Below are 23474 nucleotides of genomic sequence, written 5' to 3'. Positions count from 1 at the left end.
CGGTGGTCGTACGGGCGGGGCGGGCGGCCGGGCCGCCGGGTCGAGAAGCCATTGCTCAACGATGGCAGACTCCCGGTTCCAGCCGGGTCGCAGTCGCCGCCACCCGGGCGGAACCGGGCGCCGCGTACAACCGTCGCCATGAGTGCATCTACGGCTTACCGATCCGGCCGAGGGGCCGGGCCGGACGGCTTTCCCCGACTGCTGCGCGCGGAGTGGGCCAGGTTCCGCGCCGGGCGCGGCTGGGCGCTCGCCATGGCGGCGTCCGTGCTGGTCACCGTGTCGCTCGGCCTGCTGATCGCCGGGAGCGCCCACAGCACGTGCGTGACCGGGCAGGGCGAGGGCCCCTGTCCCGCGCCGTTGCTGGGGCCCGACGGTACGGCGGTCAAGGACAAGTACTACTTCGTGCACCAGCCGCTCACCGGGAACGGTGGCATCACCGCCCGCGTGTCGGACATGACCGGGCAGATCCGGCTGCCGGACGCCGTACCCGGGGTGCGGAACGTCGCCAAGGGAGTGGTGCCGTGGGCGAAGGCCGGGCTGCTCATCAGGCGGAGCCTCAAGCCGGGCACACCGTACGCCGCCGTCATGCTCACCGGGGCGCACGGCGTGCGGATGCAGTACGACTACACCCATGACCTGGCCGGCGGTCCGCACAACGGCCCGCAGTGGTTGCGGCTGACCCGGTCGGGCGACACCATCAGCGGCTACGAGTCGGACGACGGCCGCACCTGGACCGAGATCGGCACGGTCAGGCCGGCCGGGCTGACGGAGACGGTCGAGATCGGGCTGTTCGCCACCTCGCCGGGCACGTTGTGGGACATGGCGAAAGCCTTCGCCCAGGTCACCGCCACCTTCGACCAGATCGGGCTGCGGGGCGCGAACGGCCCGTGGCGGAACGACGACGTCGGCGTGTCCATGGAGTCCGACGGCAGGACCCCGCATCACCCGGGCGGGGTCGTCAAGGCCGGCGACAAGCTCGTGGTGACCGGGGGCGGTGACATCGGGCCGGCCACGGTGGAGGGCGGTCTGCGCGCCGACCTCACCCTGATCGGCGGCGCCGTGGGGCTGATCCCGCTGCTCGTGGCAGCCGCCACGTTCCTGACCTCCGAACGCCCCCGAACCGGAACCTCCCCTGCCCCGGCCGCTCCCGCCGAGCCGCGGCCGGCGCGGGTGCTGGTGGCCAAGGGGGTGCTGGTCGGGGTGGTGGCGTTCGTGGCGGGGCTGGTGGCGTCGGGGGTCGTGGTGCCCGCCGGTCTGGCGTTGTTGCGCGCCCATGAGAACCCGATCCAGCCGATCACCCTGGGCACCGGCCTCCGGGTGATCGTCGGCTACGCGGCGCTGAGCGCGGCCGCCGCCGTGCTGGCTCTGGGCCTGGCCGCGCTGGCCGGACGGATCCTCGCCGCCGGGCTGGCCGTCACGCTGGTCGTCGTGCCGTACCTGCTGGCGACCGCGGGAGTGGCGCCGTGGTTGCTGGCGATCACCCCGGCCGCCGGGTTCGCGATCACGCAGAGCGTCCCCACGTTCGCGCACGTGGACGTCGACCCGTCGCTGATCGGGGGCTACCACCCGCTCCCGCCATGGGCAGGGCTGGCGGTGACCTGCGGATATGCCGCCCTCGCGCTGGGGGCGGCGATGGTCGTACGGCACAGGAGGGGCGTCCGCGGCGCCGTCGCCGGCCGATCCTGACCCGTCCGGGGCGGCTAGGCAACCGTCAGCGCGGCGGTCAGACGGTCGCGGAACCGGCGGGCCGCCTCGGACACGTACGCCCCCTCCCGCCAGTACAGCCGCAGCACCCGCTCAGCGCCGGGAACGGCCAGCCGTACGGCAGAGAACGGCGTCCGCGCCGCCAGCGGCGAACGGAGGTACCACGCGGGCCCGAACCCCACCCCCAGCCCGGCGCTGACCATCTCGATGCCCGTCGACGCCTCGTCGATCTCGCAGGCGACCACCAGTTCCAGCCCGGCCTCGGCGAACAGCCGTTCGGCAAGCGTGCGCTGCCAGATCCCCGGCCGGGTGGTGACGACGGGTTCGCCCGCGAGGTCGGCCATGGTCACCTCTTCCCGGCCGGCGAGCCGGTGCCCGAGCGGCACGCCGAGCAGGACCTCCTCACGGACCAACTCGGTGTGGACCAGTCCCGGCCCCTCCAGCTCCTCAGAGGCCAGGCAGAAGTCGACCTGCCCCTCGTTCAGCCGCTTGGTCATGACCTCCGGGGTCGCCTGGAACAGCCGTACGGCGACGCCCGGGTGGTCGGCGATGAAGCTCTTGACCGGCTCGGTGACCGTGAGCAGCGTCTCCGAGGCGAGCGAGACGCTGCCGTGGGTGAGGCCGGCGGCGTCGGTGAGTTCGCGCCTGGCGTCGTCCAGCTCGGCCAGGGCCCTGTCCACCCGGCGCAGGAACGCGGCCCCGAACCGGTTGAGGCGGATCCGCCTGCCCTGCCGGTCGAACAGCGGCACGCCCAGGTCGGCCTCCAGGCGGGCGATGGTCCGGCTGAGCGAGGGCTGGGCGATGCGGAGCTCGTCGGCCGCCCTGCTGATGTGCTCGTGACGCGCCACGACCTGGAAGTACCGCAGTGACAGCAGATCCATTTATGCCTCTACAGCCATGAATATATGGAAAAACTGGTCTTGGACAGCATATAGCGGCCCTTCCTACGATCAACCGCAATGATGCGATCTATGGAGGTTCCGTGCCCTTCGGGTATTTGTTCACTGTGGCGCTCGCCGCGGTCGGCACGCTGTTCGCGCTGCGGCCGATCTCGTACTCGCGCCCGCTCGGCCGGGTGAGCTACTTCTTCGGGCTGGCCGCCAACGAGTTGCCGTTCGCGGCGTTCATCTGGCTGCTGCTGGCCCCGACGGCGCTGGCGTTCGCCGAGGGTGACATCCACTCGGCGGGCGGCTGGGCGGTCGTCGCCCTGGCCGCCCTGACCACGATCGGGCTCACGGTCATCGCCTACCGCGGCCTGGGAGAACGGGCCAGGATCTGGCGCGCGATGGACGCCGGCCTGGGCGCGGGCTGGCGCGCCGCCATCGACGCCGACCTCGCCGCCGGACTGCGCCGTCGTCCGCCGTGGGCCCGCATTCTGTTCCTGCCCATCCTCAAGCGCCGCATGGACGTCCGCCGGGTGGCCAATCTGTCGTACGGCGAGGCGGGCCGCCGCAACCTGCTCGACCTCTACCACCACCGCTCGCGCCCGTCCGGCGGGCCCGTCATGATCCACCTGCACGGCGGTGGCTACTCCGGCGGCCACAAGAACAGCCAGTCGCTGCCGTTGCTCTACCGGCTCGCCGGCCAGGGCTGGGTCTGCGTCAGCGCCAACTACCGGCTACGCCCGCAGGCCCAGCACCCGGACCACCTGATCGACCTCAAGAAGATCATCGCCTGGGTCCGCGAGCACGCCCACGAGTACGGCGCCGACGCCTCGACGCTGTTCGTCGCGGGCAGCTCGGCGGGCGGGCACATGGCGGCCCTGGCCGGGCTCACCCCCAACGACCCCGCCTACCAGCCGGGCTTCGAGCACGCCGACACCTCCGTGACCGGCGTCATCTACCTGAACGGCTGGTACGGCACCTACTTCGGCCAAGGCCCCGAGTCCTCGCCGCTGGCCCACATCACCGCGGACGCACCGCCGTTCCTCGTGGCCCACGGCGATCTGGACCCGCTGGTGCCCGTGGCCGAGGCCCGGCACTTCGCCGACCAGCTCCGCCGTACGTCGGCCTCCCCCGTCGTCTACGCCGAGCTGCGCGGCGGCAACCACGCCTTCGACCTGTACCACTCGGTCCGCTTCGAGGCACTCGTCGACGCCATCGAGGCCTTCACCGCCCGGGTGAGGTCACGGAACAGAAGGAGTGTGGCCGGCGCGGTCGTCCACGAGTGGCTGTCGTCGCCGTGACCTGGCCAGGTAGTAGAGGCCGATGCTCAGTCCGGTGACCAGCAGGACGGACCCGAGGGTGATCATGGCGATGATGGTCGGCCATCGGAGCGGAGGCGGCAGGTACAGGGCCAGGAACCACGATCGGGTGATCTCGCCGGTGGTCAGCATGAGCGCGGGCACGACGCCCTGGGCCACCAGGGGCACCCAGCACAGGGTCAGGCTCGCGACGACGTAGGCGCGCCGGCCCGCCGGAGCCAGGTCGAGGCCGAGCCGGTCCAGGCCCAGGGAGGGCTTGGACCGGGACAGCCGCTCCAGGTCCAGGGCGGGGGCCGGCCGCCTCCGTCCCGGTGAGACGCCGGTGCGCAGGTGCAGGAGCAACTCGGGCGCGTTCGACCTCAGCCTGGTCGCGGCGACCCGCCCCAGCGCCCAGGCCAGTACGACGCCACCGGTCAGGCCCACGACCGGGCCCGCCCAGACCGGCCCCAGCCGGACCGCGGCGTACGCGGGGACGGCGGTCGCCGCCGTGAGGATCAGCACCAGCAGCACCTGGGCGAAGTCGATGCCGTTCTCCAGCAGGTTGCCGCCTCTGCGGTGCGGGTCGGGCAGAGGCGACGGCCGCAACACCGACACCAGCACGGTCACCCCCGCGCCGCCGCCCAGCAGCGCGGGCACGAGCGCCGCCAGCCAGGGCCACAGGTCGTACCGGCCGCTCAGGACGACCATGGCGACGGTCAGGACGATCGTCGGCGGCGCGGCGACCAGCAGCCAGGCGAGCTGACGGCCGCGTACGTCGTGGCGCTCGGCGCCGGGGATCATCATCTTGCCCCACAGCTCGGTGCCGTCCTCGCCGTAGAGGTTGGCGGCGATGGCCGCGGCCCACAGGGCGAAGACCGTTCCGGTCCAAGGGAGGAAGACCGGCGCGCCTACGGCCAGCGGCAGCAGGCAGAACGCCAGGGCGTAACACAGGGCGAAGACCAGGTAGTGGAATCGCGGCAGGTCCCGGGACCAGGTGCGCAGCTCGCGGGCGGCGACCGCCGTGGTCGGGCCCTTCGCCCAGCCGCCGGTGGTCACCCGGGCCGGGCGGCCGTTCGGGCGCCTGGTGGTCAGCCGCCGCTTGAGCAGGGCCGCCCAGCCGTACCAGCAGGCCAGCGCGAGGACGGCCAGCCCCGCGAGGGCGGCGGCCACCACCGGCCACCGCCCCTCACCGGCCGCGCGCACCGCCACCACGCCCCAGCCTGAGGGCAGCGCGGCCCCCCAGGCGGAGAAGGAGCCGGAGAACCCGGTGCGCAGGACACTCTGCGCCAGGGGTGAGAGCACCCAGGTCGAATGCAGACCGGCCAGGACGACGGCGCTGACGAGGGCGGCCAGCGCCGCGCCCGCCTTGGACCGCATGACCTGGCCGAGCGCCGCGGTGACCAGCCGGGAGGCCAGTACGCACACCATGAGCTGGAGCACGACGGCGAGCGCGCCGACCGCCGTGGCCGCCGCGCCGAGCCCGGTCCTGACGGCCGCCACCACGAGCGCGGCGAAGGCCACGAGGGTGACCAGGGGCGCGACGCCGACGAACGCGGCCCCCGCCAGCCCGGCCGCCAGACGGCGCGGCGTGCACGACAGCAGCGAGAAGTGTTCGGGACGCAGCGTCTCGTCACCGCCGCCGAACAGCGCCGGGCCCAGCAGCCATCCCGCCGCCCACAGGGCGAACCCCACACCCAGCAGGTCGAACGGCAGCGACGCGACCGCGTGGTCGCGGCCCACCAGTGCGATCAGGCCCCCCGCGAGGACCAGCCCGGCCAGCGCTCCGGTGAGCATCTGGAAAGCGCGCCGCCCGGTCATGGAATGCCGCAGGACGGCCAGTTTCATCCGGATCAGGACGACAACCACGCCAGCTCACCCACCTCGGGGATCTGGCCGCCGACCAGGCTCACGAACCGCTCCTCCAGGCTCAGGCCCGCCTGTACGGCCGCCAGCGGGCCCGAGGCCACGACCCGGCCGGAGGCGATCACCGCCACGTGGTCGCACAACTGCTCGACCACGGCCATCACGTGGCTGGAGAACACCACCGAGCCGCCCCCGCGGACGAACCGCCGCAGGATCACCTTGATGGCGGCGGCCGAGACGGGATCGACGGCCTCCAGCGGCTCGTCCAGCACCAGCAGCCTCGGCGCGTGCAGCAGCGCCGCGGCCAGGCCGATCTTCTTGCGCATGCCAGTCGAGTACTCGATCACCAGCGTGCGTCCGGCCCCGTCCAGCTCCAGGATCTCCAGGAGCTCGGCTGCCCGCCGCTCGACCTGCCGGGGTTCCATGCCGCGCAGCAGGCCGGTGAAACGCAGGAGCTCGGGGCCGGTCAGCCGCTCGGGCATGGACAGCCCGTCGGGCAGGACGCCGATCAGCTGCTTGGCCCGTGTGGGGTCGGCCCATACGTCGATGCCGAAGATCTCGGCCCGGCCCTCGTCGGGGCGCAGCAGGCCGACGGCCATCGACAACGACGTCGTCTTGCCTGCCCCGTTGGGGCCGACCAGGCCGAAGAAGGACCCGCGCGGCACCTCCAGGTCGACGCGGTCGACCACCGGTCTGCGTCCGAAGGTCTTGGTCAGGCCGGCGAGCCGGAGCGCCGGGTTGGTGCTGGATGGCCTCACGGTGAGCTCCTATCTACACGGCACGTGCCGTGCCGTTCTGGAGCATGATGGAGGACCGGCGCCCTTGTCAACACGGCACGTGCCGTCCGTTACGGTGGTGGCATGAGTGACAAGCGCAGTAGCCGGGCCGCCGACCGTACCGAGGCCATCATGCGGACCACGCTGGAGTTGGGCGAGGAGATCGGGTACGCCAAGCTCAGCATCGAAGCGGTCGCGGCCCGCGCCGGCGTCGGCAAGCACACGATCTACCGCCGCTGGCCGTCCAAGGGCGCGCTGTTCCTCGACTCGCTGCTGTCACTGAACGAGTCCCACCTGGACTACCCCGACACCGGCGATCTCCTCGCCGACCTGCGCCGGCAGATCCACGCGGCCGTCGACCTGCTGGACCGGCCGCCCGTGGGCCCCCTCTACCGGGCGCTGATCGGCGAGGCCCTGCTCAACCCCCAGGTCGCCGCGGCGCTCAACGACCACTTCATCACCCCGCAGGCGGAGAAGACCGTCGCCCGGCTGAGGGCGGCCCGTGACCAGGGGCAACTGTCGCCCGGCTTCGACCTGGACCTGGCGATGGCCGTCCTGTCGGGCCCGCTGTACTTCCAGGCCCTGATCGTCCAGGCGCCGCTGACCCACGAGTACGTCGACCGCGTGATCGAGACCCTCTTCACCGGGATGTACGCCAGACCCTGACCCGGAACGCCCGTACTTCCGCCCCCGTCGCGCTCACGGAGGCCCGAGGGTGTCAGGCGCGCAGGAGCTGTTCGGCGTGCGGGAGTTCCTCGGCGCGCGGGCGGCCGGGCCGGGTGTCCAGGAGCCGCCATCGGCTCGTGACGCCGTCCGGGCCCTTGAGCGTCCCCCGCGCGAGGGCGGTGTCGATGCGGGACCGTACCTCGTCCTCCGCGTCCGGTTCGGCCGCGAACAGGACGCGCACCAGCACGACGCCGTCCCGGCGGTCGGCGGCCGTGTGGTGGGGCGCGACCGGGCAGGGCGGCTCGTGGTCCCAGTGTCCGCACAGAGCCACGGTGATCGCCGCGCCGAGCGCGCGCACGTCACTGTCGTCCTCCATGACGATCGTCGCCTCATGAGCGAAAGCGGTACGCACCCTCCCATGGTCGCCCGCCCGAGCCCGAGAGGTCCAGCCCGGATCCCGTTCTCACGCGCGGGCGGCGCCGGGCCCGGGACGGCGGACACGCGGTACGGGCTGCCCGCGACGGGCGGCCTCGGCCTCCAGGCGCTTCCTGAGCATCCGGCCCTGACCGAGGAACGAACGGTTCCGCGCGCGGCGGTTCCCGGCGAGACTCCAGTCGTTCAGGGCCCGCTCGACCCGTACGGCCAGCCGGTCGCCCGCTCCCTCCGCGGTCCCGACGAGCACGACGTTCTCCTGCCACTCCATGGCCGGGCCGTGCCGGTGGAAGGTCAGGCACACCGGCCCGTCGGCCGCCCGTACGCCCGCGGGCAACCGCAGGTCGTACCCGGTCCCGGTCCGTACGGCCGAACGGGTGGGCACGGCCAGCGGCATGCCGTCGGCGACCATGGTGACGACGGGCTCGCCCAGGCGGTCCGCGCGGTCGGCGAACGGCCGCCAGTCCACCGGCGGGGCCGACCGGCTCGGCAGCCGGGGACCCATGGGGGCGGGGTCGGAGGCGGGGGCCATGACGTCGCCGGAGCCCGTCCAGATCTCGGGTGTCCTGGACAGGTCGCCGTCGGGCCAGCGGACGATCCGCTCCGGGGTCACCTCCACCCAGACGCGGGCGAAATACCACCCCAGGCGTTTCACCAGGAACCACGGCATCCCGGCGAACCCGGCGCCGGTCTTGGCGAGCGACTCGCGAACGTACCGGTCGGTGCCGGCCTGGAGATCGGCATCGCGTACGGTCGCCCGGCCCTGCACGAGGACGACGTGCGCCCGGTCCGGCCCGCCGGAGCCGAGCAGCGCGACGCGCGGGTCGCGCCGGGCGCGTTCGGCCTTGTCCGGGTAGGTGAGCCCGGTGCTCACGTCGAGCGTGCCGCCCGCGCCGGCGTACGGCGTGACGGGCCAGGTGACGGGCCGGCCGTCGCGGGTGAGCGAGGCGTACCCGCAGACCAGGGCGCGGTCGAAGAGCTCGGCCGCCTCGCGCGGCAAGGTGGCCGGTGCGGCTGTGGTCATCACGACTCCGGGAGAGCGGGGGCGGGGGTGGCGTACAGGCGGGTGAAACGCCGCCGGTAGGCGGGCCACCAGAACAGGCGGAACATGAGCCGGGCCACGACCGGCAGGTCCGCGTACGAGGCCGCGAGCAGGTCGGCGCCGGCGCTGGAGGCGAGCCAGCCGAAGATGACGGGCACCCGGCGGCGGCCGAAGTCGTCCATGGCCCGGCGTCTGTCGGCCTCGACGTCGTCGAGGGTGAGGTGGCGGAGCATGAGCGGCACGGCGGTCCGTTCCTCGTGGTCGAGGTGCTCGTTGACGAGCTCGTGCAACCGCCGCAGGGCGGGGGCGCGCCCGGTCAGGGGCACCGCGCGATCGGCGGCGGCCTCGATGAGCGGGTCGAGCAGGGAGTGCTCGGACTCCAGCTCGGCCAGCGCGTCCGCCGCCTCCGGGGCACGACCGGTCAGCGTGGGCCACAGGACGGCGTCCTCGTGCGAGTGGTGGGCGTGCAGCATGTCCAGCACGAGCGCGAGCTGCTCCTCCAGCAGCTCCTCGTGCGCGTCGTCACGCGGGTCGCCGCACGCCTCGGCCAGGCGGCCGAACTCGGCGCGGAAACCGGCGTGCATCATCAGGAAGCCGGTCAGGTGTTCTGGTGTGATCATCAGTCTGTTCCTCACGTGTCGGGAACAGAGTGCGCGGCCCGTCTCTACGTGCACTTGGCGAGGGCTTGGCGGGCTCTAGCCAGCCAGTAGCCCGCGCCCGCCCGCTCCAGCAGGCGCACCGCCTCCCGCAGGTGGGCCCGTGCCCCCTCGCGGTCCCCGAGCGCCAGCAGCGCCTCCCCCAGGTGGCCGTCGTACGCGCCGTCGACGGTGGTGCACGTGCCGCTCACGTGCAGCAGCCCGGCGAAGGGCCGGAACGCGCCGTGGACCTCCCGTACGACGTCCGCCTCGCCGAGCCGGATCGCGGCGTGCAGCCGGCACATGGTGGCCGTCGCCCAGTGGTAGTCGCGCGGCGGCAGGGGCGTCTCGCGCAGGAGCCGCCGGGCGCGTTCGTGCTCGCCGAGGCCCGCGAGCGCGTACGCCAGGAGGTAGGCCGCCCCCGCCAGGCCGGTACGCCGGAACGTCTCCTCGATCCACGCCGCCTCCTCGCCGAGGCGGTCCTCCTGCATGAGCGTCTCGGCCCGTACGGCGACCATGGCCACCTCGAAGTACGCGAGATCGGCGAACGACAACGTCGCCCGGACGGGCTCGAAGTGCCGGGTCGGGTCCGGCACACCCTGGAACAGGTCGAGCCCCACGTGCGCCACCGCCACCTGGAGCGCCAGCGTGGGATTGTGCAGGTCGCGCAGCGGCGTGCCCATCTCCGCCAGCAGCGCGCGGGCCCGCGAGACGTTGCCGTGCGCCACGAGATGCACGACGAGGTGGAGCTGCGCGATCACGCTCAGCTGGGCCGACAGGTCCGGCTGAGCCAGCAGCCGGCGCGCGGTCCCGGCGCGCTGCTCGATGAAGTCCTGTCCCTGCGTGGCGAGCAGGCGCAGGTGGAGCACGCGCCGCAGCGCGGCGGGGTCGCCCAGGCGCTCGGCCGCCGCCACGGCCTGCGACGAGACCGCGCCGACCTCGTCCTCGCGTCCGGTCTGGGCGGACACGACCGCCCGTACGGCCTGTGCCGTAGCCCAGGCGGGCGCGGACGGCGGCAACTCCCGTACGGCCCGGTCCATCGAGTCCCGTACGGCGGCGACGTCGAGGCCGTACCGGAAGGGCACCCAGACGCCGTGTCCCATGGCGATGTCGGCGGCCCTGACGGCTTTGTCCAGGTCGGCGCCGGCCAGGGCGAGCGCCTGCTCGACCGCCTCGTAGCCCTCGTCGAACCGTCCGGCGGCATAGCGGCTCTCCGCCAGCCCGACGGCGAGCTCGAAACGTTCGGCCGCGCCGGCCCCGGCCGGTTCGGCCGCCGCCAGCGCCTCCTGCCACGACAGGGCCGCGTCGTCGGGCGCGTGCCGCCGCAGGGCCGCCCGCGCGGCGCGGGCGGAGAAGTCCATCGCCATCCGGGCGGGCCGCGCGCCCAGCTCGGCCGCGGCCAGCCAGTGCCGCGCGATCACCGCGGCGCGGTCGTCCCGGTCGCCGTGGACGCGGGTGAGGGCGTCCGCGACCTGCTCGTGCACCCGTGCCCGCCACAACCGCGACCGGCGCGACAACAGGGCGTCGGTCACCAGGGCGTGCGCGAACTCGTACCCGCCCAGCCGGTACGACGACTCCCGGATCAGCCCCGCGTCGAGGGCCGCGTCGAGCGGCGGCAGCAGGTCGCCGACCTGGACAAAGCCGTCAGGGCCGCCGGCGACCCGGGCCAGGACGCCCGCCTCGAACTCGTCGCCCATCACGGCGGCCAGCTCCAGCACGCGGGCCGCCTCCTCCCCCAGGGCCGCCACCCGGTGCAGCACGACGTCCAGCACGCCCTGCGGCAGCTCCTCGCCCGCGCGGGCCAGCTCCGTGAGGAAGAACGGGTTCCCGGCGGTGCGTCCGCGCAGCTCCTCGGCCCCGCGGCTGCCCGGGTCACGGCCGGACACCTCCCGGACGAGCGTACGGACCTCCTCGGCGGCGAGCCCGTCGAGCCCGAGCCGGCGCGCGCCGAGCCGCGACAACGCCGACAGCGTGGCGGTGAGCGCCGAGGCCCCGTGCCGCCGGAAGGTCGCCACCAGCAGCAGGCCGGGCCGGGCGGCGGAGGCCATGTGGACCAGCAGCCGCAACGTCGCGTCGTCGGCCGCGTGCACGTCCTCCAGCACGACGACCGCCGGGCCGACGCCGGCCAGGAACGTGCCGACCGCCTCGAAGAAGCGCAGCCGCGCCCCCTGCGCGTCGGACGCCGGGATCGCCTCCACCCCGCCGGACAGGAACCCGCGTACCTCGCCGGGCAGCGCGGCCTCCGGGGCGGCGGCGGCGAGGTCGCGCAGCACCCGTTCCCAGGGCCACAGGGCGGGCGCGGTCTCGTGGTCGGGACTCGCCCCCCAGCCGACCGGCACGCGGGCGGTCGCGCGGAACCGCTTCAGCAGGCTCGTCTTGCCGACACCCGGCTCGCCGTCCACCAGCACGACCAGCCCGGCGGCGGACGCGGCCTGCGCCGCCTCGTCCAGGAACGCCAGCGCGCTCTCACGTCCGACGAACACCGGCGGGTCGGCCGCGGGCTCGGCGACCTCGCGTGCCGGGGGTTGCCGCGGGGGTGACGGCGTGGCCGGCCGTACCGGCGGGAGCAGCGTGGCGTCCTGACGCAGGACCGCGGCTTCGAGGTCCCGCAGCCGCGGCCCGGGGTCGATGCCCAGCTCCCCCGCGAGCACCTGCCGCACCCTGCGCAGGCATTCGAGGGCCGCCGCCTGCCGGTCCGCCCGGTAGTGGGCCAGCACCAGCAGCTCCCAGGCCCGCTCCCGCAGCGGATGTTCCCGGACGAACGGGTCCAGCCGGGCGACCACGTCCGTGTGCCGGCCCAGCTCCAGCAGGGCCGCGGCCAGCCCCTCCACCGCGTCCAGCCGTACCTGTTCCAGGCGGCCGATCTCCGCCTGCGCCCACTCCTCGGAACGCGCGTCCGCGTACGGGTCGCCCCGCCACAGGTCGAGCGCCTCGGCGAGGGCGGCCGCCGCCTGCTGGTGCCGTCCCTCGGCCAGACGGCCGGACCCGGTCGACACGAGCGCCTCGAAGTCCCTCGTGTCGAGGTCGAGCCCGCCGGTCATCAGGCCGTACCCGTCGGCGGCGCTGACCAGGACGGTCGGGGTCGCGCCGGGCCGCCGCCCGGGCTCCAGCCGGCGGCGCAGATTGGAGACGTACGCCTGCAGGCTCCCCTGGGCGCTGGCCGGCGGACTGCCGGACCACAGCCGGTCGGCCAGGAGGTCCACGGGGAGCACGCGGTCGGCGTGCATCACGAGAAGGGCCAGCAAGGCGCGCTGCTTCGGCGTTCCGACCGGAACGACCCGCCCGGCCACGACGAGTTCCATGGGCCCGAGGACGTTCAGCCGCACCCGCCAATGATAGGGAGCCCCCTTTCAACCGGTCCAGTCACGACATTTCCACCCCCGTCCAGCCGTCCGGCGCCAAGGATCGCACCACTTCCACCGGCTTGGGGCAGGCTCGCCCGTGCTCTCGAATCTCCGGTACGACCGGCAGGCCCGGCTACCCTCGCTCCGGTGACCACCGACCTCGTGCCCTCCGACTCCCCCGATCGCCTTCGGGCCAGCATGGTCTCCGAGCTCAGGCGGGGCGGCTGGATCCGCTCCCCCGCGGTCGAGTCGGCCTTCGCGAAGGTGCCGCGTGATCGGTTCGCTCCGGAGTCCCCGCCACGTGCGGCCTACGCGGCCAACGACGTCGTCATCACCAAGCGCGGCCCCAACGGCAGAGCCACGAGCTCGATCAGCGCGCCGTGGCTGCAGGCCGACATGCTCGAAGCAGCGGAGCTCCGCCTGGGCGCGAAGGTCCTGGAGATCGGCTCCGGCGGCTACAACGCCGCCCTCATCGCCGAGATCGTCGGCCCCGGCGGGCTGGTGGTCACCGTCGACATCGATCCGTTCGTCACCGAGCGCGCGAGCCGTTTCCTCGCCCAGACCGGCTACGGACGGGTCAAGGTCGTCCTGGGGGATGCCGAGCATGTCGCCGATCAGCACGCCCCGGACGGCGGCTTCGACGCGGTCATCGTCACCGTCGGCGTGTGGGACGTGCCCTGGGGCCACCTGCTCGCTCCGGACGGCCGGATGATCGTCCCGCTGCGCTTCTCCACCATCAGCCGCTCCTTCACCTTCGTCCGCGACGGCGGGCACTTTCTCGGACTCGACCCCGAGGTCTGCGGCTTCGTCCCCTGCCAGGGCGCCGGCAAGCTGCCCGATCAGGAACCGGTCCTGGCCGGCGGCGCCGTCAGACTGACCCTGGAGACCGGCCCCGCCCTTGACACGGACGCACTCGACCGGGCGCTGACCGGCGACCGCACCGAGCTGTGGACCGGCGTCACCGTCGGTGGCGAGGAGCCGTTCGACTCGCTGCACCTGCGGATCGCCACCGTCGACGACCGGTTCGGCATGTTCTGGCAGGACCCCGACCGTGACACCGGCCTCGTCCAACCGGCCATGCGCTGGTACTGTCCCGCGCTCATCACCCGCGACAGCTTCGCGTACCTCACCATTCGCCGGCAGCGCGGCACCGAGGGGCGCTGGGAGTTCGGCGTCAGTGGCCACGGCCGCGACGGCGCCGAACTCGCCCACCGGCTTCACGATCACGTCTGCACCTGGGATCGTGCCTGGCGCGACCGCCCCGAACCGACCTTCACCCTCCACCCCGCCGACGCCGACGTGCCGGCTCCCGCCATCGGCCGTATCTTCCGCAAACGTCACACCCAGCTCGTGATGAGCTGGCCCGACACCTGACGGTTCCGCCTGGTGCACGTACGGCCGGTCGCGTCAGGAGGTGGGGCCGGTGAAGCCGTGGTGGAGGAGGTGGAGGAGGTGGCGGGCCTCGTTCGCGTCGGCTCCCGCGATGGCGGTCGCGTTGGTCAGGGCGAGCAGGTGGTCGAGGGTGAGGTCGGTACGCACCTCACCGGCCCGCTGAGCCCGCATGAGCAGCTTGTCCGCGGTGGAGCGCATGGAGTCGTGCCATTGGCGGAACAGTTCGGCGCGGCGCTCCTGGCTGGTGTCGGTCCCGGCGAGGGCCAGGGCGCGTTTGTCGGAGATGTGCGCGACGAAGGCGTCCAGCCAGGTGAAGAGCGCCTCGCCCGGTGACGGCTCGTCGAGCAGGCGGGCGCCCAGGTCGCACAGGACCGTGACCTCGTCGGCGTAGACCGCCACGATCAGGTCGGTACGGGTGGGGAAGTGCCGGTAGAGGGTCGCGTTGCCCAGCCCCGCGCGCCTGGCCACGTCGTCCAGCGCGACGCCGGGACCGTGTTCGGCGAAGAGTTCCTTCGCCGCCGACAGCAGCAGCCGCGCGTTGCGGGCCGCGTCGGTCCGTCGTGCTCGCCGTGGGGCGTTCGCCATGGGCCTGTTCTCCGCCGGTTGTCATGTGGGGACGTCCCCGGTTACGGTAGCGCACACAAACGGGGACATCCCCACTTAAGCGGGAGACGGAGAACCATGGCTCTCACCCTCGAAGAGCGCGTCGCCATCACCGAACTGATCGCGATGCACGGCCACCTGTGCGACAGCGGGGAACTGGACAGGCTGGAGGAGGTGTTCACCGTCGACGTCACCTACGACGTCACCGACTTCGGACAGGAGCCCCTGCGCGGAGTGGCCGCCTGCGCGGCGGCCGGACGGGCCCTGGGCGATCTCAACCCGGTCGGGCACCACGTCACGAACGTCGTCCTGACCGAGCAGGACGGCGGACGGGTGCGGGCCCTGTCCAAGGGCATCGGCGTCAACGCCGACGGCACGACCGCCAGCGTGACCTACGAGGACGTCGTCGTCCGCCTCGACCAGGGCTGGCGGATCAGCCACCGCAGGGTACGCGCCCACCGGGCTCCCCTGGGCGGCTGAGCCACCCGGCCCCGGCCCGAGAACGGACCAGGTCCGCGCGCCGCGGCGCTAGTCCATGCGGAAGTCGTACGCGGGCGGGAGGGCGGCGTCCCTGCCGTGGTGGGCGAACCAGAGGTCGTCCAGGGCGTCCTCGCCTTCGCGCAGGTCGGGGACGATGAGGCCGGCGTCCAGGATCCGGCCGGTACGGGCGCGGTCGCCCGTGGCCAGCGCGGCACGGGCCTCCAGCAGGCGGACGCGGCCGTGCGCGCGGTCCTCGGCCGGGAGGCGGTCGACGAGGTCGAGGGCGTCGGCCGGGCGTCCGGCGGCGATCAGGGTGGTGAGGGTCTCGACGGTGAGCGGGCGCATGCCGGGCGCCAGGGCGTGCGCCTCCAGCAGGAGGACGGCCGCGGCCGCGTCGTCGCCGTCGATCCGGCCGGCTTCGGCGAGCGCCCGCAGCACCAGGGGGTGACGCCGTACGGCCAGGGCCTCGCGCCAGGCGTCGAGCGCGCCCGCCCGGTCGCCGGCGGCCCACAGGTTGAGGCCCAGGTGGTAGCGGCCGTGCCAGTCCGCGGCCGTACGCAGCAGGTTCAGCCAGCGCGGTCCGACCACGCACACCGCCTCGCAGACCGCCTCGCCGGGCAGCCGCCCCTCGGCCAGGAGGGACAACCACGGCGTCTGTTCCGGCCCGAGGGTGTCGTCGGGGAACGGCGTGGCGGCCGACTCCGGCAGGCCGCCCGCCCTGCGTTCCAGCGCGCCCCACCCCGAGCCCCGGTGGATCACCTCGGTGACGGGCCGGTCGGTCCACGGCCCGGGATCGGCCTGCTTCCAGGGAAGTGTCCTGGCGATCACGTCGACCGCCGCGCGCGCCTGCTCGTACGGAGCGTGGGGCTGGCGGAGGGTGAGCGGGCTGTAGGTCTCCGTCCAGGTCCAGGCGGTGTCGCCGGGGAGCGGCAGGTGCTCCAGCTGGGTACGGGCCAGCCCGGCCTGGATCTCCAGGTACGGCGCCCCGGGCCCCGAGAGCCAGGTCTGCCAGTTGCTCCCCCCGGCGGAGACGCCCCAGCCGAACAGCTTGCGCCCCTTCAGCCGGGAGGTGGAGGTGTGCAGCAGGCCGTGGCCGTCGTCGTCCACGGCGGCGATCCAGGGGATGTCGGACGTGACGTGGAAGAAGTAATCGGCGGCAGAGCGCCACGTTCCCGGGTAACCGGCGTCGGGCTCGCCCGGGTACGGCACGGTGGTCAGGCGCTGGGCGTACCCGAAGTGCTCGGCCCGGTCGGCGGGGGCCAGGACGCGGGTGCGCGGGGTCTGCGGGACGGCGATGTTGGACCACCAGTAGACGGGCACGGTCTCCGTCCGCGGATTGCGGATGGTGACGGACACCACCAGGGCCGGAGAACCGGGCGGCAGGGCGGCGTCGATCTGGACCACCAGGCCGCGCATCCGTTCGTACTCGTACAGCCGCAACACCGGGTACGGCGCCTCCACCCACGCGGCGTGCAGCGGGTCGCAGGTCAGGGCCCAGTGACCGGTCGTGCCGAGGTTCCATTCCACGCCGCCGGCGAACCAGGCGTCCCGCAGGGCGAGGTTGGCCGGTTGGATCACGGGGTTGCGGTGCAGCAGTTCGCGGCCGGTGGCGAGGTCGACCAGCGACCACAACCGTCCGCCCAGTCCGGGCAGGAAGACCGCGCGCAGGTGCTCGTTCTCCAGCGTGACGGAGGGGACCTCCCGCTCGGCGGGGTCGCGGCCGTAGGAGTCGCGCCTGGCGTACGGGAGCAGCGACGGCGGGTGCCCGAAGTCGGGGGTCGCCACAGCGGGAGGCCGCAGGATCGGCAGCGGGCTGACCGGCCCGGCGTCGGCGATGGTGAGCTTCATCCGGACATTGCCCTTCGTTCAGAACGTTTTAAGGCGACCTGCCGCGAACGCTAAGGACCGCCAGGGCGCCTTGTCAATGCCCCGAAGTGTGCGTGTAACAGTCCGAATACGAGCCATTGACGACATCTATGTGCACATCTATGTTCCAGTCAGCGCATTTTGAATCGTTTTACCGCAGGTTTCGGGGACCTCAGTGAGGAGCCGTCCATGGCCGTCAGACCCGCCCCGCTCGCAGTGTTATGCCTCCTGCTCGCCTCCATGTTCCTGGCCGTTCCCGCCCACGCGGCCACCCTGTCCGTCTGGGTGCAGAGCGCGGCCGACCGCGCGTTCTCCTCGACCACCCGCCCGTCCGGCGCGCCGGCGTCGATCGCGCTGCGGGCGGCCCGCGGCGAGAGCGAGGCCGCCCAGATCCTGGTCAGGCCCACCGCGGCGGCCACCGGGGTGCGGGTCACGGCCGGCGCGCTGAAGGGCCCCGGCGGCGCGGTGATCCCGGCGTCGGCGATCACCGTCAGGCGTGAGTACAACCACCCGCGCATCTCCAAGATCGGCGTCTACCAGAACCCGCCGGACGGCGGCACCGCCTACTACGACTCCCTGATGGAGAACACCCCGCAGTCCCTGGCCGCGAACCTCACCCTGCCCTACCACTACAGTGTGCGCGTCCCCGCGTCCCAGACGCCCGGCGCGTACACGGGCACCGCCACCGTCCGGAGCGACGGCGGCGACGTCACGGTAAATGTCGCGGTCACGGTCTACGACGTCACGATCCCGCCCGCCAACCGGTCGACCTTCAAGATGAACAACTGGTCCACCTCGGCGGGCTGGGACTACGACGGCACGGTCCGGGCGATCCCCGCGCAGTACGGCGTGCAGATGTACGACGCCGGCTGGTGGCGGGTCATCGGGAACATCGCGGCCAACCACGCCAGGCACCGCAACAACGTCATCTTCGCCGACTTCCAGGCGCTGCTCATCCCCGACACGACCGTGGACGCGGCGGGCACGTACACCTTCGGCTGGGGCACCTTCGACCGGTTCGTCCAGACGTTCGTGGACGCGGGGGCGATGCAGTACATCTACACCCCCCACCTGCTGGAGGGCCTGCCGAACGACGTCGTCAAGCTGGACATGATCAAGAAGGTGAACGGCGTGGTCCAGCGTGTCCTGGCCGATCCGGGCACCGCCGAGACGAACGCGTACCTGACCCAGCTCTTCCCCGCGCTCAAGGCCCACCTGGACGCCAAGGGCTGGACGGACCTGTTCTACATGAGCGCGCTGGACGAGCCGACCACCGCCAACCAGGTCAACGCCGCCAAGTGGCTCTACGCCAAGTACCGCCAGTACTTCCCCCGCCCACTGACCAACGAGGCCCATCTGCGGGTGCTGCCCGCGATGGAGGAGGACCTCACGACCGCGACGCCGCACACCATGCTCTACGACAGCGACGTCGCCTACTTCCAGCGCCGCCGCCTGAGCGGCACGGACCTGTGGCTCTACAACAGCAGCTCGCCGCAGGACAAGCGGATGAACCGCTTCATCTCCTACAACCTGGCCGCGACCCGGCTCACGCCCTGGCTCACCTGGAAGGTCGGCGGAACCGGCTACCTGCACTGGGGCTGGAACTTCTGGTGGGACTTCAGCGACCTCAACCGGCCCTCCGACACCTTCGACGACTGGCAGACCGGCGACAACTGGCTGGTCAGGCCGAACAAGGCCGCCTACGACGTCTACGACAGCGTGCGCAGCGAGACCCAGCTCGACGGCCTGGAGGACGTGGAGCTGCTGAACCTGCTGGCCAAGACCAAGCCGGTCGCCGCACGGGCCATCGCCAACACGCTCGTCACCGACTCGAACTCCTACGAGCAGAGTGGCACCGAGGTCGACAACCGGCACCGGCAGATCCTCGACGCGCTCGTCTCACCGGGCCCGGACCTGCGTTTCCCGTACGCAGACGACTTCGCCGCGGGTGAGACGAGCTGGCGGCACAGCGCGGGCGCCTGGTCGGTGGCCGGCGGCGAGTACGTCCAGTCCGACTCCTCCGCCAAGTGGGGCACCACGGCCGCGCTGGAGGGCCGGGCCTACCGCGACGTGGTGGCCGCGGCCGACGTGCGCATCACCGGGGTGAACGCCGACGGCGGCGACACCAACTGGGCGGGGCTCATGGTCCGCAACCTCAACGCCACCGACATGGACACCGGCTACCTGGTCGCGCTGCGCGACAACGGCCAGGTCTTCGTCTACCGCAGCGGCGTCCAGCTCGGCACCGCCGCCGTGCCGGGGTACGCCGCGGGCCAGTGGACCAGGCTGCGGGTGGCCGCCCGCGGCGGGACCATCACCGTGTTCGCGGGGGCGAGGAAGGTGCTCACGGTCACCGACGACGCCTACCCGGTGGGCGGCCTGGCCCTGGTGACCGGCGGCGCGAGCGCCCGCTTCGACAACGTACGGGTCAACCCGGAGACCAACCCGGCCGAGGGGCGTACCGTGACCGCCTCCAGCTCCTACGACGGCGACGGCTGGTCGGCCCCCGCCGCCGTGGACGGCGCCCGTACCGGTGTCGGCTGGAGCAGTTCCGCGGCGAACATGGGCGCCAACCACACCGAATGGGTGCAGGTCGATCTCGGCAGCGTCAGGCCGCTGAGCCGGGTGGACCTCTATCCCCGCTCCGACGGCGCGAACACCGGCCTCGGCTTCCCGGTGGACTTCACGGTCCAGGTCTCGGCCGACGGATCGTCCTGGGCGACGGTCGCCACCAGGACCGGATTCCCCAGGCCGGGCGCGGGCGCGCAGACCTTCCCCTTCCCGGCCGCCGACGTCCGGTACATCAAGGTGACCGGGACGAACCTCGGCACCGACCAGCTCGGGCACTACCACATGCAACTGGCCGAGATCGAGGGCGCCGGCGGCAACCTCGCGGCGGGCCGCCCGGTGACGGCGTCCAGTTCGGTGGAGTACCTGGACGAGGGGTGGCTGCGGGCCGACCTCACCGACGGTTCGCGTTCGGCGCTCTGGTACTCGATGGGCTGGAGCAGCCTGCCGGGCGCGGCCGGGCGTACCGAGTGGGCGGCCGTCGATCTCGGCGGCCCGAGCCGGGTCTCCCGGGTCGACCTGTACGCCAGGTCGGACGGCGAGAACACCGGCGGCGGCTTCCCCGTGGACTTCACGATCCAGGTCTCGGCCGACGGCTCCGCCTGGACCACCGTCGCCACCAGGACCGGATACCCGCAACCGGACGCCTCGGCGCAGACCTTCTCCTTCGCGCCCGTCACGACCCGGCACGTCAGGGTCGTCGGGACCATCCAGCGCACCGCCCCCTACCACATGCAGCTCGCCGAGCTGGAAGTCCATTAGGAGCACAGATGAGAAGAACGTCCATCGCGGTCCTCGCGCTGGCCCTGACCGCCTGCGGCGGCCCGGCGGCGCCGGCCGAGGAGGAGTTCTCGCTTCCCACGGCGGCCGCGTACTTCACCACCCCCTGCCCCGAGGCCGGCACCAGGCCCGCCACGGACAAGGAGCTGACCTACTGGTCGATGTGGACCAAGGACGAGCCGCAGGGCAAGGTCCTGCGGTACGCCGCCGACTGCTTCACCAAGAAGACCGGCGTCAAGGTCACCATCCAATGGCTGGGCCGCGCCTACCTGCGGCAGAACCTGTTACCCGCGCTCAACACCGACACCGTGCCCGACCTGTTCGACCAGGACCTCACCAACATCAAGGCCGCGATCGCCTCGGCCGGCGGCACCCGCCCGCTGGACGACGTGCTGAACCTGAAGACCGGCGACGGCGTGGTCCGCGACGTGCTGCCCGCCGCCTACAGGGACAGCGCGGCGATCAAGGACGAGGCGGGCAAACCGTTCGCGGTGCCGTACCTCGTCATGGGCAACGCCTGGTGGTACGACAAGAAGAAGGTCCCGGGCCTGAAGCCGCCCGCGACCATGAAGGACCTGTACACGCTGTTCGGCGACCGGTCCGTCGCGCTCGACGGCGACATCGGCTACTACGCCGCCTGGTTCTTCGACCAGCTCGCCACCCGGTACGTCGGCCCAGGCGGGCTGGCCAGGGCCGCGCAGGACCCGACAGGGCGACTCTGGAAGAGCGACCCGGGCTTCCTCAAGGCCGCCGAGCACACCGCCGGGATCGCCGCCCACCTGGTGGACGGCTGGGACGCCGGCAAGTTCCCGCAGATCCAGCAGCGCTGGGCCGACGGCGACGCCACGTACCTGTTCATGGGCAGCTGGGGCCCGACGGAGACCCGCGAGTACCTGACCAAGCAGGGCGGCGGCCAGGACATCGACTACGGCTCCTTCCAGTTCCCCATGCCGGACGGCGCCACCCACGACGTCATCGAGGTGCAGCAGGTGGCGTTCGGCGTCACCGCCAAGGCCAGGCACCCCGAGGCGGCCAAGGCGTTCATCGCCTACTTCCTCACCCGCGACCTGCTCGCCGGTCTGCCCGCGGTCGCCGACAGCCTCACCCCGCGCACCGACCTGCCGGTCCCGTCCGACCTCACCGACCTCAAGGCCGCCCTGGAGAACCCGGCCAAGAAGCACACCCTGTTCATGGACGGGCTGGACGGCGTCGCCGACGGCAAGTTCGCCGAGCAGGTGTTCTTCCCGGCCGACAACGACCTGCTCAAGGGCAAGCTGACCCCCGTCGCCTTCGTGGACCGGCTGGTCACGGCGACCGCCGCGTTCTGGAAGGCACAGGGCTGATGGCACAGGCCCTGGCGGCGGGCAGGCGCGCCCTGCCCGCCGCCGCCACACCGCACCTGCGCAACCGGCGGCGGCTGTTCTGGCCGTTCACGCTGCCCGCCCTCGCGCTGTACGTCGTCTTCCTCGTCGGCCCCGCCCTCGCCACCGTGGTGCTCGGCTTCACCCGCTGGTCGGGCGCCGGTCCGGTCACGTTCGTCGGTCTGGAGCAGTACGGCAGGCTGCTGGGCAGCGAGTCGTTCCGCGACGCCTTCGTCAACACGCTCGGCTACATCGTGGTCGGGGGGACCGGCACGTTCGTGTTCGCGTTCCTGTTCACGATGGTGTTGCGCGGCATGCGGGCCTCCAAGACCGTCCGGGCGATCCTGTTCTTCCCCAACATCGTCGCGCCGGTCGCGCTGGGCATGTTCTTCGGGTTCGTGTTCACCTACAACCCGGGGCGGCAGGGGCTGGCCAACTTCCTCCTGGAGTCGTTCGGTCTGCCCGCGGCCCGGTTCCTGCGTCCGGAGAACGTCACCTGGGTCGTGATGGGCGCGCTGATGTGGGCCAGCGCGGGCTTCTACATCACGATCATGATGGCCGCGGTCGACCGCATCCCGCCCTACCTGTACGAGGACGCCGAACTGTGCGGCGCCTCCCCCTGGCAGCAGTTCCGCGCCGTCACGCTCCCGCTGACCTGGGACGTCGTGGGCATCGCCGGCGTGCTCTGGACGATCGGCGCGGTCAAGATCTTCGAGATGGTGTTCGTACTCGCGGGCCCCGGCACCTACTCGCCCCCCAGCCGTACCTGGACGCTGGCCGTCTACGTCTACGACCGGTCCTTCGGCACCCAGGGCACGCCGGAGTACGGCACCGCGTGCGCCTGCGCGGTCGTGATGATCGTCCTGGTGACCGTGCTGGTGACCGCGCTGCGCAGGGTGATGCGCAGAGAGAGGCTCGAATACTGATGCTCAGGATCGCCGGCAGGACGGCCGTCTGGCTGTTCACCGGGCTCAACGTGCTGCTGCTGTACTGGCTGGTCGCGGCGTCGTTCAAGACCCCGCTGGAGATCTTCCGGGATCCGTTCGGGCTGCCGCGCACCTGGTTCGCCAGGGGCAACCCGTTCCGCAACTACCTCTACGCCTGGAACCAGGCCGAGTTCGGCCACGCCTTCCTCGTCACCGTCGTCCTGGTGGCGGCGGCCGCGGTCTCGATCGTGGCGGTCTCCGCGCCCGCCGCGTACGCCCTCAGCCGGTTCGGCGTACGCGGATCGGGGCCGCTGACCGGCTTCCTCGCGCTCGGCATGGGCGTCCCCGTGCAGACCGTGATCATCCCGCTCTTCGTCGGCCTGTCCGACTTCGGGCTGACCAACAGCCTGTTCGGCCTCTATCTCCTCTACGTGGCCCTGTCGGTGCCGTTCACGGTGTTCCTGCTGACCGGCTTCTTCCGTACGCTGCCCGAGGAGACGGAGGAGGCGGCGGCCCTCGACGGCGCCTCCCCGCTGCGCACGTTCGTCTCGATCACCCTGCCGCTGGCCCGCGGCGGCATGGTGACCGCGCTCATCCTCAACGCCATCGGCCTGTGGAACGAGACCCTGCTGGCCATCGTGTTCATCCAGGAGAACGCGGGCTTCACCCTGGCCCGCGCCCTGTTCACCTTCTACGGCGCGGCCACCTACCAGTCGGAGTACGGCGGCCTGATCGCCGGCGTCGCCATCGTCGTCCTCCCCATGCTCGCGCTCTACCTGGTCCTGGCCCGCCGCATCATCACCGGCCTCACGCTGGGCGCCGGCAAGTAGAAGGGTCTGGCCGTCACGCTCCCG

At 72.6% G+C, this 23474-nt stretch carries 18 protein-coding genes and 2 pseudogenes; 11 read left to right on the top strand and 9 right to left on the bottom strand.

What is annotated here, in order from left to right; all coding sequences use genetic code 11:
- The first annotated feature begins 138 nt into the window (after nt 1-138).
- The gene (locus tag IEZ27_RS14380; RefSeq protein ID WP_189647633.1) at nt 139-1686 is read left to right on the top strand and encodes a DUF1349 domain-containing protein; all 1548 of its coding nucleotides are present in this window, start codon (nt 139-141) and stop codon (nt 1684-1686) included.
- Between the two features lie 14 nt (nt 1687-1700).
- Here the strand turns inward: IEZ27_RS14380 and IEZ27_RS14375 are convergent, their stop codons facing one another.
- Nucleotides 1701-2585 carry a LysR family transcriptional regulator gene (locus IEZ27_RS14375; protein ID WP_189647632.1) on the bottom strand — a complete coding sequence of 295 codons (885 nt, stop codon included), beginning with the start codon at nt 2583-2585 and terminating at the stop codon, nt 1701-1703.
- A 101-nt stretch (nt 2586-2686) separates the two neighbouring features.
- Here IEZ27_RS14375 and IEZ27_RS14370 point away from each other — a divergent pair, with 101 nt between their 5' ends.
- On the top strand, nt 2687-3889 hold the full coding sequence (locus IEZ27_RS14370; protein WP_189647631.1) for an alpha/beta hydrolase: 1203 nt from the start codon (nt 2687-2689) through the stop codon (nt 3887-3889).
- Here IEZ27_RS14370 and IEZ27_RS14365 read toward each other — a convergent pair.
- The gene (locus IEZ27_RS14365) at nt 3830-5752 is read right to left on the bottom strand and encodes a hypothetical protein (RefSeq protein WP_189647630.1); all 1923 of its coding nucleotides are present in this window, start codon (nt 5750-5752) and stop codon (nt 3830-3832) included. The genes IEZ27_RS14370 and IEZ27_RS14365 overlap by 60 nt on opposite strands.
- Entirely contained in the window at nt 5737-6507 is a 771-nt protein-coding gene (locus IEZ27_RS14360; RefSeq protein WP_189647629.1) for an ABC transporter ATP-binding protein, read from the bottom strand. Before IEZ27_RS14360 ends, IEZ27_RS14365 begins: the two co-directional genes overlap by 16 nt.
- A gap of 102 nt (nt 6508-6609) precedes the next feature.
- Between IEZ27_RS14360 and IEZ27_RS14355 the strand changes: the two genes are divergently transcribed.
- Nucleotides 6610-7191 carry a TetR/AcrR family transcriptional regulator gene (locus IEZ27_RS14355; RefSeq protein WP_229823973.1) on the top strand — a complete coding sequence of 194 codons (582 nt, stop codon included), beginning with the start codon at nt 6610-6612 and terminating at the stop codon, nt 7189-7191.
- 52 nt (nt 7192-7243) lie between these two features.
- Here the strand turns inward: IEZ27_RS14355 and IEZ27_RS14350 are convergent, their stop codons facing one another.
- The 4 genes from IEZ27_RS14350 to IEZ27_RS14335 are packed head-to-tail and all read right to left on the bottom strand — an operon-like array spanning nt 7244 to nt 12626.
- Nucleotides 7244-7603: a hypothetical protein gene (locus tag IEZ27_RS14350; protein ID WP_189647628.1), complete on the bottom strand. Its 360-nt coding sequence runs from the start codon at nt 7601-7603 to the stop codon at nt 7244-7246.
- 51 nt (nt 7604-7654) lie between these two features.
- Nucleotides 7655-8647, bottom strand: a complete 993-nt coding sequence (locus IEZ27_RS14345) for a pyridoxamine 5'-phosphate oxidase family protein (RefSeq protein ID WP_189647627.1) — start codon at nt 8645-8647, stop codon at nt 7655-7657.
- A complete protein-coding gene (locus IEZ27_RS14340; protein WP_189647626.1) occupies nt 8647-9285 on the bottom strand; it encodes a hemerythrin domain-containing protein in 639 nt (212 codons plus the stop codon). Before IEZ27_RS14340 ends, IEZ27_RS14345 begins: the two co-directional genes overlap by 1 nt.
- 44 nt (nt 9286-9329) lie before the next feature.
- A complete protein-coding gene (locus IEZ27_RS14335; RefSeq protein WP_189647625.1) occupies nt 9330-12626 on the bottom strand; it encodes a BTAD domain-containing putative transcriptional regulator in 3297 nt (1098 codons plus the stop codon).
- A gap of 165 nt (nt 12627-12791) precedes the next feature.
- Between IEZ27_RS14335 and fxlM the strand changes: the two genes are divergently transcribed.
- The gene (gene fxlM, locus IEZ27_RS14330; RefSeq protein ID WP_189647624.1) at nt 12792-14018 is read left to right on the top strand and encodes a methyltransferase, FxLD system; all 1227 of its coding nucleotides are present in this window, start codon (nt 12792-12794) and stop codon (nt 14016-14018) included.
- A gap of 33 nt (nt 14019-14051) precedes the next feature.
- Here fxlM and IEZ27_RS14325 read toward each other — a convergent pair whose 3' ends face one another.
- Nucleotides 14052-14621, bottom strand: a complete 570-nt coding sequence (locus IEZ27_RS14325; protein WP_189647623.1) for a TetR/AcrR family transcriptional regulator — start codon at nt 14619-14621, stop codon at nt 14052-14054.
- Between the two features lie 96 nt (nt 14622-14717).
- On the opposite strand from IEZ27_RS14325, the gene IEZ27_RS14320 reads away from it, so the two are divergent.
- Nucleotides 14718-15119: a nuclear transport factor 2 family protein gene (locus tag IEZ27_RS14320; protein WP_189647622.1), complete on the top strand. Its 402-nt coding sequence runs from the start codon at nt 14718-14720 to the stop codon at nt 15117-15119.
- Nucleotides 15120-15167: 48 nt separating this feature from the next.
- Here IEZ27_RS14320 and IEZ27_RS14315 read toward each other — a convergent pair whose 3' ends face one another.
- The gene (locus tag IEZ27_RS14315) at nt 15168-16967 is read right to left on the bottom strand and encodes a DUF5107 domain-containing protein (protein WP_189647621.1); all 1800 of its coding nucleotides are present in this window, start codon (nt 16965-16967) and stop codon (nt 15168-15170) included.
- Between the two features lie 207 nt (nt 16968-17174).
- Between IEZ27_RS14315 and IEZ27_RS55500 the strand changes: the two are divergent.
- The 6 genes and pseudogenes from IEZ27_RS55500 to IEZ27_RS14295 form a co-directional block, all read left to right on the top strand.
- Nucleotides 17175-18749: pseudogene (locus tag IEZ27_RS55500) on the top strand (glycoside hydrolase domain-containing protein); the annotation flags it as partial.
- Between the two features lie 204 nt (nt 18750-18953).
- A pseudogene (locus IEZ27_RS55495) lies at nt 18954-19796 on the top strand (discoidin domain-containing protein); the annotation flags it as partial.
- A gap of 42 nt (nt 19797-19838) precedes the next feature.
- Nucleotides 19839-20315 carry a discoidin domain-containing protein gene (locus tag IEZ27_RS55490; RefSeq protein WP_379478688.1) on the top strand — a complete coding sequence of 159 codons (477 nt, stop codon included), beginning with the start codon at nt 19839-19841 and terminating at the stop codon, nt 20313-20315.
- Nucleotides 20316-20323: 8 nt separating this feature from the next.
- Nucleotides 20324-21676: an ABC transporter substrate-binding protein gene (locus IEZ27_RS14305; protein WP_189647619.1), complete on the top strand. Its 1353-nt coding sequence runs from the start codon at nt 20324-20326 to the stop codon at nt 21674-21676.
- Complete coding sequence (locus IEZ27_RS14300) at nt 21676-22620, top strand: carbohydrate ABC transporter permease (protein WP_189647618.1); 945 nt, start codon at nt 21676-21678, stop codon at nt 22618-22620. Before IEZ27_RS14305 ends, IEZ27_RS14300 begins: the two co-directional genes overlap by 1 nt.
- Nucleotides 22620-23450, top strand: a complete 831-nt coding sequence (locus IEZ27_RS14295) for a carbohydrate ABC transporter permease (RefSeq protein WP_189647617.1) — start codon at nt 22620-22622, stop codon at nt 23448-23450. Before IEZ27_RS14300 ends, IEZ27_RS14295 begins: the two co-directional genes overlap by 1 nt.
- Nucleotides 23451-23474: the final 24 nt, after the last annotated feature.

The sequence above is a fragment of the Nonomuraea spiralis genome, assembly GCF_014648435.1.
GTDB classification, from domain to species: domain Bacteria; phylum Actinomycetota; class Actinomycetes; order Streptosporangiales; family Streptosporangiaceae; genus Nonomuraea; species Nonomuraea spiralis.
The sequence above is the reverse complement of the archived record's forward strand: the minus strand, read 5'-3'. Positions and strand labels throughout refer to the sequence as shown.

Bases quoted from the DNA above. Each gene is read 5' to 3' on its own strand.
- IEZ27_RS14325 (WP_189647623.1), bottom strand. From the start codon at position 14,621: ATGGCGAACGCCCCACGGCGAGCACGACGGACCGACGCGGCCCGCAAC.
- IEZ27_RS55490 (WP_379478688.1), top strand. From the start codon at position 19,839: ATGCAACTGGCCGAGATCGAGGGCGCCGGCGGCAACCTCGCGGCGGGC.
- IEZ27_RS14320 (WP_189647622.1), top strand. From the start codon at position 14,718: ATGGCTCTCACCCTCGAAGAGCGCGTCGCCATCACCGAACTGATCGCG.
- IEZ27_RS14355 (WP_229823973.1), top strand. From the start codon at position 6,610: ATGAGTGACAAGCGCAGTAGCCGGGCCGCCGACCGTACCGAGGCCATC.
- IEZ27_RS14305 (WP_189647619.1), top strand. From the start codon at position 20,324: ATGAGAAGAACGTCCATCGCGGTCCTCGCGCTGGCCCTGACCGCCTGC.
- IEZ27_RS14340 (WP_189647626.1), bottom strand. From the start codon at position 9,285: ATGATCACACCAGAACACCTGACCGGCTTCCTGATGATGCACGCCGGT.
- IEZ27_RS14345 (WP_189647627.1), bottom strand. From the start codon at position 8,647: ATGACCACAGCCGCACCGGCCACCTTGCCGCGCGAGGCGGCCGAGCTC.
- IEZ27_RS14375 (WP_189647632.1), bottom strand. From the start codon at position 2,585: ATGGATCTGCTGTCACTGCGGTACTTCCAGGTCGTGGCGCGTCACGAG.
- IEZ27_RS14315 (WP_189647621.1), bottom strand. From the start codon at position 16,967: ATGAAGCTCACCATCGCCGACGCCGGGCCGGTCAGCCCGCTGCCGATC.
- IEZ27_RS14380 (WP_189647633.1), top strand. From the start codon at position 139: ATGAGTGCATCTACGGCTTACCGATCCGGCCGAGGGGCCGGGCCGGAC.
- IEZ27_RS14300 (WP_189647618.1), top strand. From the start codon at position 21,676: ATGGCACAGGCCCTGGCGGCGGGCAGGCGCGCCCTGCCCGCCGCCGCC.
- IEZ27_RS14295 (WP_189647617.1), top strand. From the start codon at position 22,620: ATGCTCAGGATCGCCGGCAGGACGGCCGTCTGGCTGTTCACCGGGCTC.